We start from the raw sequence: 14,925 nt of genomic DNA, 5'->3' as shown, positions 1-14,925 counted from the left end.
GCCGCCGTGTGGCCGACGAGAGCGGCCAGTTAAAACCATGACGACACCACACGACATCATCCGCCCCGACATCCTTTCGATGACGAGCTACCCCGTGCCCGACGCCACGGGCCTGATCAAGCTCGACGCGATGGAAAACCCGTACCGCCTCCCCGCCGAGCTCGCCACGAAGCTCGGCGAACATCTGGCGGGCGTCGCGCTGAACCGCTATCCGGCGCCGCGCCCGGCCGGCCTGCTCGCGAAGATCAAGCGCGCGATGCACGTTCCGCCCGCGTGCGAAGTACTGCTCGGCAACGGGTCGGACGAACTGATCAGCATGTTGTCGATGGCGTGCGCGAAGCCGGGCGCCAAGGTCGTGGCGCCGGTGCCGGGCTTCGTGATGTACCAGATGTCGGCGGCGTTCGCGCATCTCGAATTCATTGGCGTGCCGCTCAACGCCGACTTCACGCTCGACGCCGACGCGCTCATCGCCGCGATCGACGAGCACACGCCCGCGCTGGTGTATCTCGCGTACCCGAACAACCCGACCGGCACGCTCTACGACGACGACGCCATCGAGCGCGTGACCGCGGCGGCAAAGAAGAGCCTCGTCGTGATCGACGAGGCGTACCAGCCGTTCGCCGAAAAGAGCTGGCTGCCGCGCGCGGCGGAGTTCGACAACGTCGTCGTGATGCGCACGGTCTCGAAGCTCGGTCTTGCGGGCATCCGGCTCGGTTACATGGCGGGCACGGCGAAGTGGATCACCGAGTTCGACAAGGTGCGCCCGCCATACAACATCAACGTCCTGACGCAAGCCACCGCCGATTTCCTGCTCGATCACCTCGGCGTGCTCGACGCGCAAGCCGCCGAGCTACGCGCCGAGCGTACGAAGCTGGCGAAGGCCGTCGCGGCGCTGCCCGGCGCCACCGTATTTCCGAGCGCGGGCAACTTTCTGCTGGTGCGCGTGCCCGACGCGGCCGTGACCTTCGAAACCCTGCTGACATCGCGGGTTTTGATCAAAAACGTGAGTAAAATGCACCCATTGCTGGCAAATTGCGTGCGTTTGACGGTCGGATCGGCTGATGAGAACGCGCAGATGATCGCCGCCCTGAAGCTCGCGTTGCACTGAACCCTCTTCTTAAAAAGTCTCAAGGAAACACCATGCGTATTGCGGAAGTCGTTCGCAACACCAGCGAAACGCAGATCCGTGTGAAGCTCGATCTGGACGGCACCGGCAAGCAGAAGCTCGCCACCGGCGTGCCGTTCCTCGACCATATGCTCGACCAGATCGCGCGCCACGGCCTCTTCGACCTCGAAGTCGAAGCGCATGGCGACCTCCATATCGACGATCACCATACGGTCGAAGATACCGGCATCACGCTCGGGCAGGCGGTGGCGAAGGCCATCGGCGATCGCAAGGGCATTCGCCGCTACGGCCATTCATACGTGCCGCTGGATGAAGCGCTGTCGCGCGTCGTGATCGACTTTTCGGGCCGTCCGGGCCTCGAATTCCACGTGCCGTTCACGCGCGCGCGCATCGGCACGTTCGACGTCGATCTCACCATCGAATTCTTCCGCGGCTTCGTGAATCACGCGGGCGTGACGCTGCACATCGACAACCTGCGCGGCATCAATGCGCACCATCAGGTCGAGACCGTGTTCAAGGCGTTCGGCCGGGCGTTGCGCATGGCTGTCGAGTTCGACGAGCGCGCGGCCGGCCAGATTCCGTCGACCAAGGGCAGCCTCTAGGCGCCGCCGGATGGCGGGAACGAACCGGGCGCATGCCCGCGTATGAAGTGCTCCAACGGCCCGCAATGGACCTGCTCAAATCGTTTATTTCCCTGCTCGCGCTGATCAACCCGGTCGGCGCGATCCCTTTCTTTTTGAGCCTGACCGCACAACAGTCCGGGTTTGAGAAGCGCAACACGATCCGCATTGCATCGATCTCGGTGTTCTGCGTGATCGCGGTGACGGGGCTGCTCGGCCAGCAGATCATCGCGTTTTTCGGGATTTCGGTCGGATCGCTTGAAGTTGGCGGCGGCATCATCATGTTGCTGATGGCGATCAACATGCTGAACGCGCAGATCGGCAACACGCGTTCCACGCCGGAAGAGCGCCACGAGGCCGAGTTGAAGGACAGCGTCGCCGTCGTGCCGCTCGCGATTCCGCTTTTGACCGGGCCGGGCTCGATCAGCACCGTGATCGTCTATTCTGCGAATGCGGCGCACTGGTACGACCGCATCGGCCTGATCGTGATCGGCGCGGTGCTCGCGGGCCTCTGCTTCGGCGCGCTGAACCTGGCCGAGCCGATCGCGCGCTGGGTCGGGCGCACCGGCATCAATATCGGCACGCGTCTGATGGGATTGATGTTGTCGGCTTTGGCGGTGGAATTCATCGTCGACGGATTGAAGGCCTTGCTGCCTACCTTGAAATGAAAACTTCGATAGCGATTGTTGATTACGGAATGGGCAACCTGCGCTCGGTGTATCAGGCGCTGAAGAAGGCGGCCCCGGAAGCCGACGTGGCGATCGTCGAGCACCCCGAGGCGATTCGCGCGGCCGAGCGCATCGTGCTGCCCGGACAGGGTGCGATGCGCGACTGCATGGGCCATCTCGGCGCCTCCGGCCTGCAGGAAGCCGTGCTGGAAGCCGCGCGCGACAAGCCGATGCTTGGCGTATGCGTCGGCGAGCAGATGCTTTTTGACTGGAGCGAGGAAGGCGATACGAACGGCTTGGGCCTGTTTCCCGGCAAGGTCGTGCGTTTTCAGCTCGACGGCCAGCTCCAGGACGACGGCTCGCGCTTCAAGGTCCCGCAGATGGGCTGGAACCGCGTGCGCCAGACGCAGCGGCACGCGCTCTGGGACGGCGTCGCGGACGGCGCGTTCTTCTACTTCGTGCATAGCTATTACGTGGCGCCCGCCGATCCGGCGCATACGGCGGGCGAAACCGTCTACGGGACGCCGTTCACGTCGGCCGTGGCACGCGACAACATCTTCGCGACCCAGTTCCACCCCGAAAAGAGCGCCGACGCGGGCCTGCGCCTGTATCGCAATTTCGTGCACTGGAATCCGTAATTTTTTTGCGCAAATTCCGGCATTCCGGCGTATGCCGATTGCATCCGCGAGCGTTGCAAGACTTGTACTACACTAGCGAGACGGTTGGGAACACGGCGCAGCGCCTCACGTTCGCAATCGTTTTGACCAACCTTTACCAGATAACACGCGATTTCTATGCTGCTCATTCCGGCCATCGATCTTAAAGACGGTCAGTGCGTACGCCTCAAACAAGGCGATATGGACCAGGCGACCATTTTTTCCGAAAATCCGGCGGCGATGGCCCGGCACTGGGTCGATCGGGGCGCGCGGCGTCTCCATCTCGTCGACCTGAACGGCGCATTCGCTGGCAAGCCGAGGAACGAAGACGCGATTCGCGCAATCATCGAGGAAGTCGGCAGCGACATCCCGGTGCAATTGGGCGGCGGCATCCGCGACCTGAACACCATCGAGCGCTATCTCGACGACGGCCTCGAATACATCATCATCGGCACGGCTGCGGTGAAGAATCCCGGCTTCCTGAAGGATGCGTGCACGGCGTTTGCGGGCCATATCATCGTCGGGCTCGACGCGAAGGATGGCAAGGTCGCAACCGACGGCTGGAGCAAGCTGACCGGGCACGAAGTCGTGGATCTCGCGCGCAAGTTCGAGGACTACGGCTGCGAGGCGATCATTTACACCGACATCGGCCGCGATGGCATGCTCCAGGGCATCAATATCGAAGCGACGGTGCGGCTCGCGCAGGCGGTCAAGATTCCCGTGATCGCGAGTGGCGGCCTGTCGAATCTCAACGACATCACTTCACTCTGCGAAGTGGAAGACGAAGGCATCGAAGGCGTGATCTGCGGCCGCGCGATCTACTCCGGCGATCTCGATTTCGCTGCCGCGCAAACGCGCGCCGACATGCTGCGCGAAGCCGACGACGCCTGATTTCGGCGCGGCTACAAGGCCGAAGCGCGGCGCGCTATCGGCCGCTCGCCGGCATCGCGTTGGCATACAAACGGTATCTGCAAGAACATGGCTCTCGCTAAACGCATCATCCCCTGTCTCGACGTGACCGCCGGGCGCGTCGTCAAAGGCGTGAATTTCCTCGAATTGCGCGACGCCGGCGACCCCGTCGAAATCGCGCGCCGCTACGATGACCAGGGCGCCGACGAACTAACCTTCCTCGACATCACCGCGACCTCAGACCAGCGCGACCTGATCCTGCCGATCATCGAGTCAGTAGCATCGCAGGTGTTCATTCCGCTGACGGTCGGCGGCGGCGTGCGCGCCGTCGAGGACGTGCGGCGCCTGTTGAACGCCGGCGCGGACAAGATCAGCGTGAATTCGTCGGCGGTGGCGAATCCGCAGCTCGTGCGCGACGCGTCGGACAAGCACGGCTCGCAGTGCATCGTCGTTGCGATCGACGCGAAGCGGGTGTCGGCGGAAGGCGAAACGCCGCGCTGGGAAGTGTTCACGCACGGCGGCCGAAAGGCGACCGGTCTGGACGCGATTGAATGGGCGCGCAAGATGGCTAAACTCGGCGCGGGCGAAATCCTGCTGACCAGCATGGATCGCGACGGCACTAAATCCGGCTTCGATCTCGCCCTCACGCGCGCCGTGTCGGACGCGGTGCCGGTGCCGGTAATCGCATCGGGCGGCGTCGGATCATTGCAGCATCTGGCGGACGGCATCGTCGAAGGCCGCGCGGACGCCGTGCTCGCCGCGAGCATCTTTCACTACGGCGAGCACACGGTTGGCGAGGCGAAGCGCTTCATGGCCGACCAGGGCATTTCGGTGAGGATATGAGCCATGAGCACGCAAAACGACTGGCTCGACAAAGTCAAATGGGACGCGAACGGCCTGGTGCCGGTGATTGCGCAGGAAGCGTCGAGCGGTGATGTGCTGATGTTCGCGTGGATGGATCGCGAAGCACTCGTGAAAACCATCGAGCTGAAACGCGCCGTCTACTTTTCGCGTTCCCGCAAACGCTTGTGGTTCAAGGGCGAGGAATCGGGGCACGTTCAGCACGTGCACGAAGTCCGGCTCGACTGCGACGAAGACGTCGTGCTGCTGAAAGTCGAGCAGGTGTCGGGCATCGCGTGCCACACGGGACGCCATTCGTGCTTTTTCCAGAAATTCGAGGGATCGGCGGACGAGGGCGACTGGCTCGCCGTCGAACCGGTCCTGAAAGACCCCGAACACATTTACAAATGACGCAAATCAACACGCAGGACACGCTGCTGCGCCTCGCCGCTATCATCGACAGCCGCAAGGGCGGCGATCCGGAACAATCCTACGTTTCTCGACTCTTTCATAAAGGTGACGACGCCGTTTTAAAAAAGATCGGCGAAGAGGCGACGGAAGTCGTTCTGGCCGCGAAGGATGCACGCCACGGCGGCGCGCCGAAGGCGCTCGTCGGCGAAGTCGCCGATTTATGGTTCCACTGTCTCGTGATGCTGTCGCACTTCGACCTCAACCCGGCCGACGTGATCGCCGAACTCGAACGGCGAGAAGGCTTGTCGGGTATCGAAGAAAAGGCGCTGCGCAAATCGCGCGAGCGCGAGCAAAACGGCGGCTGACGAGCATTTTCGCCACGGCGAAGGAGGGATATCGAGATGAATCAGCCCTATGAACCCTATCCGCCGCCCGTGTATCAGAATTCGGCCGAAGCCGAACGTCTGCGCGGCCTGCGCACGCTGACCCACGTTCTTTACGGCCTCTACGCCGCGTACTGGCTGACGGGCGGCATCACCGTCCTGATCGCGATCATCATCAATTACCTGAAGCGCGGCGACGTCGCGGGAACGCCTTACGAAGCGCACTTCGAGTGGCAGATCCGCACGTTCTGGTGGGCCGTGCTCGGTCACCTGATCGGCGTCGCGCTGCTTTTCGTGCTGATCGGCTTTCCGGTGCTGTTCGCGGTCGGCATCTGGACGCTGTATCGCGTGATCAAGGGCTGGCTGTATCTTTACGAAGAGAAGCCGATCGAGCCGCGCGACTGGTTTTGATCTGCGCGCATGAATTCGAGACAAACCGGGAAATCCATGAGCCACGAAAACTGCATCTTCTGCAAAATCGCCGCGGGAGAACTTCCGAGCAAGAAAGTCTACGAGGACGACGAATTTGTCGCGTTCAACGACATCAACCCAGCCGCGCCGGTCCACGTTCTGGTGATTCCTCGTAAACATATTGAGACACTCTCGCATTGCACCGAAAGCGATGCGCCGCTGCTTGGTAGAATGGTTAGTCTGGTCGGACGACTTGCGGACGAACTGGGTGTCGCGTACACCGGCGGCGAAACGGGTTTTCGTACGGTGATCAATACCGGGCCGGGTGGCGGGCAGGAGGTGTACCACATTCATGCGCATCTGCTGGCTGGCGCGCGTCCGTGGCGTCGAATGGGTTGAATCGCGCAATAAAGACGCGAATTACGTCTTCCCAACGAAATATTGGACGCACAGAATCGACGTTTGACTTAAGGAGCGCTTCCGCTCCGGCTTGGGCCGCAAGGCCGGAATTTGCCGCCGCGACTGGCCACAGGCGCGGTGGAATCAAGGAGAGTTTTCATTCATGGGTTCATTAAGCATTTGGCATTGGCTGATCGTGTTGCTCATCGTGGCACTCGTTTTCGGCACGAAAAAGCTGCGCAACATCGGCGGCGATCTGGGCGGCGCGGTGAAGGGCTTCAAGGAAGGCATGAAAGAGGGCGACCAGCCCGCCGCCGACCAGCGTGAACTGCCGCGCAATGGCGCCGTCGATGTCGAAGCAAAAGACAAGACGCGCTCGGGCGACTATCGCTGATCGCACGCACCACAGACTCCGGGAAACCTCGATTCCATGCTCGACCTCGGTCTGACAAAAATGGCGCTGATCGGCGTCGTGGCGCTCGTGGTGCTCGGGCCGGAACGCCTGCCGGGCGTCGCGCGCACCGCCGGCGCGCTGTTCGGCCGTGCGCAGCGCTACATCAACGACGTGAAGTCGGAAGTCGCGCGCGAGATGGAACTCGACGAGCTGAAAAAGATGCGCACGGAGTTCGAGACGGCGGCGACGAACGTCGAGAGCACGATCCAGAGCAATCTGAAGCAGCACGAGGCCGAACTGAACGACGCGTGGAATCAGGGCACGTCGGTGTCGCCGAGCATCGCGGGCGGTTCCGAGGAAAACGTCGCGACAGACGGCAACAGTTGGCGCAGCGGCACGTCGTCGTATTCGAAGCGCAAGAACTGGCGCGTCAAGACGGGCGCCGTGCCTGACTGGTACAAGCGCTCGACCGGCCGGCGCACCCGCGTGCAATCGGGCGCGGCGCGCGTCGCGCGGCATACGCCTGCCAGCATGCGCCGTCCGACGAAGTTCTTCTGATCCGCGCTGCAATTCCTTCCATCGATGATCCCCAACCGAGGGCCGGCGTGAGCGACCCGCAACAAAACAAAGACGAGGCCGTCGAAGAGACGTTCATCTCGCACCTGGTCGAATTGCGCGACCGCATCATTCGCGCGGGTCTTTCGGTCATTGTCGTATTCATCAGCCTCGTGTATTGGGCGCCGGACATTTTCAAGCTGCTCGCGCGGCCGCTGATGCAGAACCTGCCCAAGGACGGCAAGATGATCGTCACCGATGTCACCGGCTCGTTCTTCGTGCCGATGAAGGTGACGATGCTCGTCGCGTTCGTGATTGCGCTGCCGATCGTGCTTTATCAGATTTGGGCTTTTGTCGCGCCGGGGCTTTATCAGCACGAGAAAAAGCTGGTTGCGCCGCTCGTCGGGAGCAGTTACACGCTCTTTCTATGTGGCATGGCGTTCGCCTATTTTGTCGTATTTCCGACGATTTTCCGCGTCATGGCGCACTACAACGCGCCGCTCGGTGCGGAAATGACCACAGATATCGATAATTACCTCAGTTTCGTGCTGACGATGTTCCTGGCGTTCGGCGTGACATTCGAGGTGCCGATCGTCGTCGTGATTCTGGCGCGCATGGGTATCGTGTCGATCAAGAAGCTGAAGGAAATTCGTCCGTACGTGATCGTCGGCGCGTTTGTGATTTCGGCGGTTGTGACACCGCCCGACGTGTTTTCGCAGCTTATTCTTGCAATCCCGCTGGTCATTCTTTACGAGTTGGGCATCATTGCGGCCCGGTTCGTGGTCGGCAAGGACGGAGTGAAGAAGGAAGCAGAAGCGGCGGCGGAATAGCGTCACGCGCTTCGGTGAAAAAGAAAGCCACCCGACGGGTGGCTTTTCTTCGAATGATGCGTTCCCAGCGCTTACTCCTCGCCCTGATCGCCCTGATCGTCCTCGGGCAACTGCGGCGCGCGCGGCTGAGCCGGCCGCTTGCCGATCATCACGTTGACGTCCAGTTCCTTGTTCTTGCGCATCAGGTGCACTTTCACCGACGTCCCCGGCTTGATCTGCGCGACGACATTGAGCAGGCGCGTCGTGTCGGTGATGGTGTCGTCGTTGATGCTGACGAGTATGTCGCCCGGCTTGATGCCCGCCTTGTCGGCCGGGCCGCCTTGGAGCACGCCCGCCACGATCGCGCCCGATTTCTGGTCGAGCCCGAACGATTCCGCGATCTCCGGCGTCACGTCCTGCGGTTCGACGCCGATCCAGCCGCGTGTCACCGTGCCCGTCGTGATGATGCTTTCCAGCACGCTGCGCGCTGTGGACACAGGAATCGCGAACCCGATCCCGAGCGAACCGCCGCTGCGCGAATAAATCGCCGTGTTGATGCCGAGCAGATTGCCGTTGATATCGACGAGCGCTCCACCCGAGTTGCCCGGATTGATCGCCGCATCGGTCTGGATGAAGTTTTCGAAGGTGTTGATGCCGAGGTGATTCCGGCCGAGCGCGCTCACGATGCCCATCGTGACCGTCTGGCCTACGCCGAACGGATTGCCGATCGCGAGCACCACGTCGCCGACGCGCGTCTGGTCCATGCGCCCGAGCGTGATGGTCGGCAAATTCGTCATGTTGATCTTCAGCACGGCGAGGTCGGTTTCGGGGTCGATGCCGATCACTTTCGCGCTCGACGTGCGGCCGTCGGCGAGCGCAACTTCGATCTGATCGGCGCCGTCGACCACATGCTGGTTCGTTAGAATGTAACCTTCCGAGCTCACGATGACGCCCGAGCCCAGGTTCGACGCTGGCGGCTCGTCGCTCTTGCGCTTGTTCTTGTCGCCGAAGAAGTAGCGAAAGAGCGGATCTTTCGCGCGCGGGTCGGGCGGCAGCGTGCCATCCTTGCTGGAGAACACGTTGACGACCGCGGGCATTGCCTTCTGGGCGCCATCCGCATACGACGACTGCGCAGGCCGGGAGCCGATGCTCGGCGCCACTTCCTGCAACGCGACGATCGGCTCGGCGAGTTGCTTGCCGAACTGGCCCTGGCGTTGAAGCCACTGCGGTTTTAAGGTCGCGACGATGAACATCAGCGCCAAAATCACGGTCACCGCTTGGGCAAAAAATAGCCAGAAGCGTCTAAGCATTTGATGGAATAGAGGATTTCATGGATCGGATCGAACTCGAATTGTATCTGAACAATCTGCTTCAAATTGACCGGTTCCGGGACTATTGCCCCAACGGCCTGCAGGTCGAAGGCAACCGGCGCGTGCGGAAAATCGCGACGGGCGTGACGGCGTCGCTCGCGTTTCTCGAAGCGGCCGTCGAGTGGGGCGCTGATGCTGTGCTCGTGCATCACGGCTATTTCTGGAAGAACGAGGCGCCGCAGGTCACGGGGCGCAAGTATCGCCGCCTGCGCACGCTGATCGCGAACGACCTCAATCTGTTCGCCTATCACCTTCCGCTCGACTCGCATCCCGAACTCGGCAACAACGCACAGATTGGCGCGCGGCTCGGCCTGATCGCCGATGGCCGCTTCGGCGAGCAGGACCTCGGCTGGATCGCGCCGCTGCCGATGCCGCTGTCGCTCGAGCATTTCACCGCGTCGGTGGAAAACGCGCTCGGGCGCAAGCCGCTCGTGCTCGGCGACGGCAATCGTGAATTGCGCCGTGTCGCATGGTGCACGGGCGGCGCGCAAGGCTTCTTTGACGATGCCATCGCCGCCGGCGCCGACGTCTATCTGAGCGGCGAAGTCTCCGAACAAACGACGCACATCGCCGCCGAAAGCGGCGTCGCGTACCTCGCGGCGGGCCATCATGCGACCGAGCGCTTCGGCGTGCAGGCGGTCGGCGCACACGTCTCCGAACATTTCGATATCGAACATGTCTTTATAGATATCGATAATCCTGTTTGAATAACGCGCGCGCCGCGTTAATTGCGGCGGCGCAATACGAGTAAATAAACACTTCGTAATAAGAGGTGAAAAAGTGCGGGGAAACCCTGAAGCATCAAGGACTTCGAGTGATTTTTACTACTCGGGCCTTGTAAATGACGGCTCCATTCGCGCACACTAGCGGCGGAAGAACAGATGTGACGGTATAAATCCAACTCAGAATTGGGGCGTGTGATGCGAGACAAGGAAGAGAAACCCGTCGATGGCGGCCGCCGTACCTGGCTGGTTGCGACGACCGTAGTAGGTGGCTTTGGAGGCGTTGCCACTGTCATACCATTTGTTGGCTCGTTCGCTCCGTCGGCCAAGGCCAAGGCGGCGGGCGCGCCGGTCGAGGTCGACATCAGCAGTCTCAAGCCCGGCGACATGATGACGGTCGCCTGGCGCGGCAAGCCCGTCTGGATCATCAACCGCACCGAAGAACAACTCGCCGACATCAAGAAAGCCGACAACGAAGTCGCTGATCCAAAGTCGAAGCTCGAGTTTTCGATGCCGTTGCCGGAGTACTGCAACAACGAATTCCGCTCGCGCCCCGATCACAAGAACATTTTTGTCGCGGTGGCCGTCTGCACGCACCTCGGCTGTACGCCCACGCCGCGCTTCCAGGAAGGCCCGCAACCCAATCTCCCCGACAACTGGCCCGGCGGTTTCCTCTGCCCCTGCCACGGCTCGACCTACGACCTGGCCGGACGCGTCTTCAAGAACAAGCCGGCGCCGCAGAACCTGGACGTGCCTCCGTACATGTTCACTTCGGAGACGCAACTCGTGATCGGCAGGGACGAAAAGGGAGAGGCTTGATGGCGACCGCAGACAAGGAAGTGGAAACAACCGGGCTCGTCGGCTGGATCGATCGGCGCTTCCCGATGACGTCGACGTGGAAAAAACACGTCTCCGAGTATTACGCGCCAAAAAATTTCAACTTTTGGTATTTTTTCGGCTCGCTTGCGCTGCTGGTGCTGGTGAATCAGATCGTCACCGGCATCTTTTTGACGATGAACTACAAGCCCGACGCGACGCTTGCGTTCGCCTCGGTCGAGTACATCATGCGCGAGGTGCCGTGGGGCTGGCTCATCCGCTACATGCACTCGACGGGCGCATCGATGTTCTTCGTCGTCGTCTATCTGCACATGTTCCGCGGGCTGATGTACGGCTCGTACCGCAAGCCGCGCGAACTCGTCTGGATCTTCGGCTGCGCGATTTTCCTGTGCCTGATGGCCGAGGCGTTCTTCGGCTACCTGCTGCCTTGGGGACAGATGTCGTTCTGGGGCGCGCAGGTGATCGTGAACCTGTTTTCGGCGATTCCGTTCATCGGGCCGGATCTGTCACTGTGGATTCGCGGCGATTACGTCGTGTCGGACGTGACGCTCAATCGCTTCTTCGCGTTTCACGTCATCGCGATTCCGCTCGTGCTGATCGGGCTCGTCGTAGCACACATCGTGGCGCTGCACGAAGTGGGCTCGAATAACCCCGACGGCGTCGAGATCAAGGGGAAAAAGGACGCGAACGGCATTCCGCTCGATGGCATCCCGTTCCATCCGTACTACTCCGTCCACGATTTCATGGGCGTGTGCGTGTTCCTGTTTATCTTCGCCGCGATCATTTTCTTCGCGCCGGAAATGGGCGGCTACTTCCTCGAAGCGAACAACTTCGTGCCGGCCAATCCGCTGCAGACGCCGCCGGAAATCGCGCCGGTCTGGTACTTCACCGCGTTCTACGCAATGCTCCGGGCGACCACCGATCCGTTCAAGATCGTCCTGATGGTGATCATCGCGCTGCTCGGCGTGCTCGCGCTGCTGCGGGCGCGCGGCAAATGGCGGCTGGGGTTGCCGGTGCTGGCGATCGCCGTGGTGGTGTTCATGGCGCTCACCGAGTCGAAGTTCTGGGGGGTGGTCGTGATGGGCACGGCAGTCGTGTCGCTCTTTTTCCTGCCGTGGCTCGACCGCAGCCCGGTCAAATCGATCCGCTACCGGCCGACATTCCACAAGGTTTTCTACGGCATCTTCGTGTTCGCGTTCCTGGTGCTCGGCTATCTCGGAACCCGGCCGCCATCGGCCAGCGCGACGCTGATCGCGCAGATTTGCGCGCTGATCTACTTCGCGTTTTTCTTCGGGATGCCGTTCTGGACGACGCGCGGCCGCTTCAAACAGCCGCCCGAGCGCGTGCGCTTCAAATCCCACTGACGCTGAGCCCGGAGACAACATGATGAAAAAATGGCTCTCTACACTGGCGCTGATCGGGGCGGCGATGTTCGCATTCGGCGCGGCGCCGGCGCACGCGGAAAGCGAAGTGGCGCTCGACCGCGCGCCCGACAGCGCGGACAATTTCGCCTCCCTGCAGCACGGCGCCCAATTGTTTGTAAACTATTGCCTGAATTGCCACAGCGCGAACCTGGTGCGCTACAACCGGCTGACCGACCTGGGCATCGACCCAAAGGAAATCCAACAAAACCTGCTCTTCACGACGGACAAGATCGGCAACACGATGTCGATCGCGATGCGCCCGGAAGACGCGAAGGCATGGTTCGGGGCGTCGCCGCCGGATTTGTCGGTGGAAGCGCGGGCGCGCGGGAAGGATTGGCTGTACACGTACTTGCGCAGTTTTTACCGTGACGAAGCGCGGCCGACGGGCTGGAACAACCGCGTATACGAGAACGTCGGGATGCCGCATGTGCTGTGGACGTTGCAGGGCGTCCGCACGGCGAAATTCGAGACCGAAACCGACGAACATTCTGGCGAAAAGGTAAAACATTTTGCTGGATACACGCAGGTAACGCCGGGGTCGATGTCGCCGGTGGATTATGATTCGGCTATGGCCGATCTGGTTTCGTACCTTTCGTGGATGGCGGAACCGGCCCAGCAGACCCGCAAGCAGTTGGGTGTCTGGGTGCTGATTTTCCTGGGGATTTTGAGCTTTCTTGCGTGGCGCCTCAACGCGTCATACTGGAAAGACATTAAATAAACACGCCGCGATCGGTGTGGGCCAGCTTGCCGAAAAGCGCCTCTTCGAAGGCGCTTTTCGCGCGCGCTGGCCCGTCGAGTTTTCTGAAGGGACTTTAAAACATGATGGTTTTGTACTCCGGCACTACTTGCCCGTTCTCCCAGCGCTGCCGGCTGGTGTTGTTCGAAAAGGGCATGGATTTCGAAATCCGCGACGTCGACCTGTTCAACAAGCCGGAAGACATCGCGGTGATGAACCCGTACGGACAGGTTCCGATCCTGGTCGAGCGCGACCTGATCCTGTATGAGTCGAACATCATCAACGAATATATCGACGAGCGCTTTCCGCATCCGCAACTGATGCCGGCCGACCCGGTGCAGCGCGCCCGCGCCCGCCTGTTCCTGCTCAATTTCGAGAAGGAACTGTTCGTTCACGTCGGCACGCTCGAGAACGAAAAGGGCAAGGCTGCCGAGAAGAATCACGAGAAGGCGCGCAACGCGATCCGCGATCGCCTGACGCAGCTTGCGCCGATTTTCCTGAAGAACAAGTACATGCTCGGCGAAGAGTTTTCGATGCTCGACGTGGCGATCGCCCCGCTCCTGTGGCGCCTGGATCATTACGGCATTGAGCTGTCGAAGAACGCCGCGCCGTTGATGAAGTACGCCGAACGGATCTTCAGCCGCCCGGCCTATATCGAAGCGCTGACGCCTTCGGAAAAGGTGATGCGTCGCTAAGTTTCGCGTAAGTTCGGGCGCGCCGTCGCGGTTCGCGCGGCGCCGCTCCGGTAAAGGACAGTTGATGCAAGAGATTTCCACCAAGCCTTATCTACTGCGCGCGCTCTACGAGTGGTGCACGGATAATGGCTTCACGCCGCACATAGCGGTGCGGGTCGACAACGGCACGCGCGTGCCGCGCCAGTTCGTGCGCAACGATGAGATCGTGTTGAACATCAGCTTCGAGGCGACGAGCCAGCTGCAGATGGGCAACGAATGGATCGAGTTCAGCGCGCGGTTCTCGGGCAAATCGCACAAGATCGAGGTGCAGGTCGCGAACGTGCTCGCCATTTACGCGCGGGAGAACGGGCAGGGTATGGCGTTCCCGGTCGAGCCGGCCACGTTGGCGCCGGCGTCGGGCACGCCCGACGCGCCGCGCTCGTCGGAGCTTGATCTCGCCGAACTCGAGGAGGAGTCCGCAGCGGGATCGAAGGCGCTGTCCGCATCGCCGACTGAAGAGAACCCTTCCGCCGACGACGAGACATCAAAATCGACCGGCCGATCGCACCTCAAAGTCATCAAATGAAGTAGAATCTTTCGCTTCGCCGGCTTAGCTCATCTGGTAGAGCGCTTGACTTGTAATCATGAGGTGGCGGGTTCGAGTCCTGCAGCCGGCACCAGACAAGTATTGACGGGTTACGCGACGTCCGCGTAACCCGTTTGCTTTCTGGTGAAGAAGTGTGAAGGCGTTTGGGTTTATATCCGGAGTGGGAAGCGTGCTTCGGGAAGTTGATAGGAAATTCTCAAAAAACCTGTTGACGAGTCACAAAACGTTCTTCATAATCTCGTTTCTCTGCTGCTGATGCAGCGACGCAGAACGAAGCGCCGAAGGTTGAGTGCGGGTTTCTCGCGAATGTTCTTTAAAAACTAACAGCCGATAAGTGTGGGCGCTTGATGGCGACGCGGCTTCCAGGTTTTCGG

The 14,925-nt window shown here is 61.2% G+C and carries 20 protein-coding genes and 1 tRNA gene; 20 read left to right on the top strand and 1 reads right to left on the bottom strand.

Annotation, left to right across the window (positions count from 1 at the left end):
* The first annotated feature begins 37 nt into the window (after positions 1 to 37).
* The 13 genes from hisC (at position 38) to tatC (ending at position 8,202) form a co-directional block, all read left to right on the top strand.
* A complete protein-coding gene (gene hisC / locus AWB65_RS18140) occupies positions 38 to 1,108 on the top strand; it encodes a histidinol-phosphate transaminase (RefSeq protein WP_087668480.1) in 1,071 nt (356 codons plus the stop codon).
* A 32-nt stretch (positions 1,109 to 1,140) separates the two neighbouring features.
* Complete coding sequence (gene hisB, locus AWB65_RS18135; RefSeq protein ID WP_062638205.1) at positions 1,141 to 1,728, top strand: imidazoleglycerol-phosphate dehydratase HisB; 588 nt, start codon at positions 1,141 to 1,143, stop codon at positions 1,726 to 1,728.
* A gap of 65 nt (positions 1,729 to 1,793) precedes the next feature.
* Positions 1,794 to 2,414 (top strand): MarC family protein, encoded by a 621-nt coding sequence (locus AWB65_RS18130; protein ID WP_087668533.1) that lies wholly within the window; start codon positions 1,794 to 1,796, stop codon positions 2,412 to 2,414.
* Positions 2,411 to 3,052 carry an imidazole glycerol phosphate synthase subunit HisH gene (hisH, locus tag AWB65_RS18125; protein WP_087668479.1) on the top strand — a complete coding sequence of 214 codons (642 nt, stop codon included), beginning with the start codon at positions 2,411 to 2,413 and terminating at the stop codon, positions 3,050 to 3,052. The genes AWB65_RS18130 and hisH overlap by 4 nt, the downstream gene beginning before the upstream one ends.
* A gap of 156 nt (positions 3,053 to 3,208) precedes the next feature.
* Positions 3,209 to 3,961: a 1-(5-phosphoribosyl)-5-[(5-phosphoribosylamino)methylideneamino]imidazole-4-carboxamide isomerase gene (gene hisA / locus AWB65_RS18120; RefSeq protein WP_087668478.1), complete on the top strand. Its 753-nt coding sequence runs from the start codon at positions 3,209 to 3,211 to the stop codon at positions 3,959 to 3,961.
* A gap of 87 nt (positions 3,962 to 4,048) precedes the next feature.
* On the top strand, positions 4,049 to 4,822 hold the full coding sequence (hisF, locus tag AWB65_RS18115; protein ID WP_087668477.1) for an imidazole glycerol phosphate synthase subunit HisF: 774 nt from the start codon (positions 4,049 to 4,051) through the stop codon (positions 4,820 to 4,822).
* Positions 4,823 to 4,825: 3 nt separating this feature from the next.
* The gene (gene hisI / locus AWB65_RS18110; RefSeq protein WP_087668476.1) at positions 4,826 to 5,230 is read left to right on the top strand and encodes a phosphoribosyl-AMP cyclohydrolase; all 405 of its coding nucleotides are present in this window, start codon (positions 4,826 to 4,828) and stop codon (positions 5,228 to 5,230) included.
* Positions 5,227 to 5,595, top strand: a complete 369-nt coding sequence (locus AWB65_RS18105) for a phosphoribosyl-ATP diphosphatase (protein ID WP_087668475.1) — start codon at positions 5,227 to 5,229, stop codon at positions 5,593 to 5,595. Before hisI ends, AWB65_RS18105 begins: the two co-directional genes overlap by 4 nt.
* 36 nt (positions 5,596 to 5,631) lie before the next feature.
* Positions 5,632 to 6,024, top strand: coding sequence for a DUF4870 family protein (locus tag AWB65_RS18100; protein ID WP_087668474.1), 393 nt, complete (start codon positions 5,632 to 5,634; stop codon positions 6,022 to 6,024).
* Between the two features lie 36 nt (positions 6,025 to 6,060).
* Entirely contained in the window at positions 6,061 to 6,423 is a 363-nt protein-coding gene (locus tag AWB65_RS18095) for a histidine triad nucleotide-binding protein (protein ID WP_087657854.1), read from the top strand.
* Between the two features lie 163 nt (positions 6,424 to 6,586).
* Complete coding sequence (tatA, locus tag AWB65_RS18090; protein ID WP_087668473.1) at positions 6,587 to 6,817, top strand: Sec-independent protein translocase subunit TatA; 231 nt, start codon at positions 6,587 to 6,589, stop codon at positions 6,815 to 6,817.
* Positions 6,818 to 6,853: 36 nt separating this feature from the next.
* Positions 6,854 to 7,375, top strand: coding sequence for a Sec-independent protein translocase protein TatB (gene tatB / locus AWB65_RS18085; protein WP_087668472.1), 522 nt, complete (start codon positions 6,854 to 6,856; stop codon positions 7,373 to 7,375).
* A 47-nt stretch (positions 7,376 to 7,422) separates the two neighbouring features.
* A complete protein-coding gene (tatC, locus tag AWB65_RS18080; RefSeq protein ID WP_087657857.1) occupies positions 7,423 to 8,202 on the top strand; it encodes a twin-arginine translocase subunit TatC in 780 nt (259 codons plus the stop codon).
* A 71-nt stretch (positions 8,203 to 8,273) separates the two neighbouring features.
* On the opposite strand, the gene AWB65_RS18075 is transcribed toward tatC, so the two are convergent.
* Positions 8,274 to 9,491 (bottom strand): S1C family serine protease, encoded by a 1,218-nt coding sequence (locus AWB65_RS18075; protein ID WP_087668471.1) that lies wholly within the window; start codon positions 9,489 to 9,491, stop codon positions 8,274 to 8,276.
* 20 nt (positions 9,492 to 9,511) lie between these two features.
* On the opposite strand from AWB65_RS18075, the gene AWB65_RS18070 reads away from it, so the two are divergent.
* The 7 genes from AWB65_RS18070 (at position 9,512) to AWB65_RS18040 (ending at position 14,624) form a co-directional block, all read left to right on the top strand.
* Positions 9,512 to 10,258, top strand: a complete 747-nt coding sequence (locus AWB65_RS18070; protein ID WP_087668470.1) for a Nif3-like dinuclear metal center hexameric protein — start codon at positions 9,512 to 9,514, stop codon at positions 10,256 to 10,258.
* Between the two features lie 213 nt (positions 10,259 to 10,471).
* Complete coding sequence (petA, locus tag AWB65_RS18065) at positions 10,472 to 11,092, top strand: ubiquinol-cytochrome c reductase iron-sulfur subunit (RefSeq protein ID WP_087668469.1); 621 nt, start codon at positions 10,472 to 10,474, stop codon at positions 11,090 to 11,092.
* Entirely contained in the window at positions 11,092 to 12,474 is a 1,383-nt protein-coding gene (locus AWB65_RS18060; protein ID WP_087668468.1) for a cytochrome b, read from the top strand. Before petA ends, AWB65_RS18060 begins: the two co-directional genes overlap by 1 nt.
* Before the next feature lie 22 nt (positions 12,475 to 12,496).
* A complete protein-coding gene (locus AWB65_RS18055; RefSeq protein WP_087668532.1) occupies positions 12,497 to 13,252 on the top strand; it encodes a cytochrome c1 in 756 nt (251 codons plus the stop codon).
* A gap of 101 nt (positions 13,253 to 13,353) precedes the next feature.
* On the top strand, positions 13,354 to 13,965 hold the full coding sequence (locus AWB65_RS18050) for a glutathione S-transferase N-terminal domain-containing protein (RefSeq protein WP_031362199.1): 612 nt from the start codon (positions 13,354 to 13,356) through the stop codon (positions 13,963 to 13,965).
* 64 nt (positions 13,966 to 14,029) lie between these two features.
* On the top strand, positions 14,030 to 14,530 hold the full coding sequence (locus AWB65_RS18045; protein WP_087668467.1) for a ClpXP protease specificity-enhancing factor: 501 nt from the start codon (positions 14,030 to 14,032) through the stop codon (positions 14,528 to 14,530).
* A gap of 18 nt (positions 14,531 to 14,548) precedes the next feature.
* A tRNA-Thr gene (locus AWB65_RS18040) sits at positions 14,549 to 14,624 on the top strand.
* Positions 14,625 to 14,925: the final 301 nt, after the last annotated feature.

The organism is Caballeronia humi (assembly GCF_001544475.1).
Classification (GTDB): Bacteria; Pseudomonadota; Gammaproteobacteria; order Burkholderiales; family Burkholderiaceae; genus Caballeronia; species Caballeronia humi.
Note: the sequence above shows the minus strand (reverse complement) of the source record. Positions and strands in the feature narration are given on the sequence as shown.

What these genes read in the sequence shown, in the direction of transcription:
- hisC (WP_087668480.1), top strand. Translation starts at nt 38, where the DNA reads ATGACGACACCACACGACATCATCCGCCCCGACATCCTTTCGATGACG.
- hisB (WP_062638205.1), top strand. Translation starts at nt 1,141, where the DNA reads ATGCGTATTGCGGAAGTCGTTCGCAACACCAGCGAAACGCAGATCCGT.
- AWB65_RS18130 (WP_087668533.1), top strand. Translation starts at nt 1,794, where the DNA reads ATGGACCTGCTCAAATCGTTTATTTCCCTGCTCGCGCTGATCAACCCG.
- hisH (WP_087668479.1), top strand. Translation starts at nt 2,411, where the DNA reads ATGAAAACTTCGATAGCGATTGTTGATTACGGAATGGGCAACCTGCGC.
- hisA (WP_087668478.1), top strand. Translation starts at nt 3,209, where the DNA reads ATGCTGCTCATTCCGGCCATCGATCTTAAAGACGGTCAGTGCGTACGC.
- hisF (WP_087668477.1), top strand. Translation starts at nt 4,049, where the DNA reads ATGGCTCTCGCTAAACGCATCATCCCCTGTCTCGACGTGACCGCCGGG.
- hisI (WP_087668476.1), top strand. Translation starts at nt 4,826, where the DNA reads ATGAGCACGCAAAACGACTGGCTCGACAAAGTCAAATGGGACGCGAAC.
- AWB65_RS18105 (WP_087668475.1), top strand. Translation starts at nt 5,227, where the DNA reads ATGACGCAAATCAACACGCAGGACACGCTGCTGCGCCTCGCCGCTATC.
- AWB65_RS18100 (WP_087668474.1), top strand. Translation starts at nt 5,632, where the DNA reads ATGAATCAGCCCTATGAACCCTATCCGCCGCCCGTGTATCAGAATTCG.
- AWB65_RS18095 (WP_087657854.1), top strand. Translation starts at nt 6,061, where the DNA reads ATGAGCCACGAAAACTGCATCTTCTGCAAAATCGCCGCGGGAGAACTT.
- tatA (WP_087668473.1), top strand. Translation starts at nt 6,587, where the DNA reads ATGGGTTCATTAAGCATTTGGCATTGGCTGATCGTGTTGCTCATCGTG.
- tatB (WP_087668472.1), top strand. Translation starts at nt 6,854, where the DNA reads ATGCTCGACCTCGGTCTGACAAAAATGGCGCTGATCGGCGTCGTGGCG.
- AWB65_RS18075 (WP_087668471.1), bottom strand. Translation starts at nt 9,491, where the DNA reads ATGCTTAGACGCTTCTGGCTATTTTTTGCCCAAGCGGTGACCGTGATT.
- AWB65_RS18070 (WP_087668470.1), top strand. Translation starts at nt 9,512, where the DNA reads ATGGATCGGATCGAACTCGAATTGTATCTGAACAATCTGCTTCAAATT.
- petA (WP_087668469.1), top strand. Translation starts at nt 10,472, where the DNA reads ATGCGAGACAAGGAAGAGAAACCCGTCGATGGCGGCCGCCGTACCTGG.
- AWB65_RS18060 (WP_087668468.1), top strand. Translation starts at nt 11,092, where the DNA reads ATGGCGACCGCAGACAAGGAAGTGGAAACAACCGGGCTCGTCGGCTGG.
- AWB65_RS18055 (WP_087668532.1), top strand. Translation starts at nt 12,497, where the DNA reads ATGAAAAAATGGCTCTCTACACTGGCGCTGATCGGGGCGGCGATGTTC.
- AWB65_RS18050 (WP_031362199.1), top strand. Translation starts at nt 13,354, where the DNA reads ATGATGGTTTTGTACTCCGGCACTACTTGCCCGTTCTCCCAGCGCTGC.
- AWB65_RS18045 (WP_087668467.1), top strand. Translation starts at nt 14,030, where the DNA reads ATGCAAGAGATTTCCACCAAGCCTTATCTACTGCGCGCGCTCTACGAG.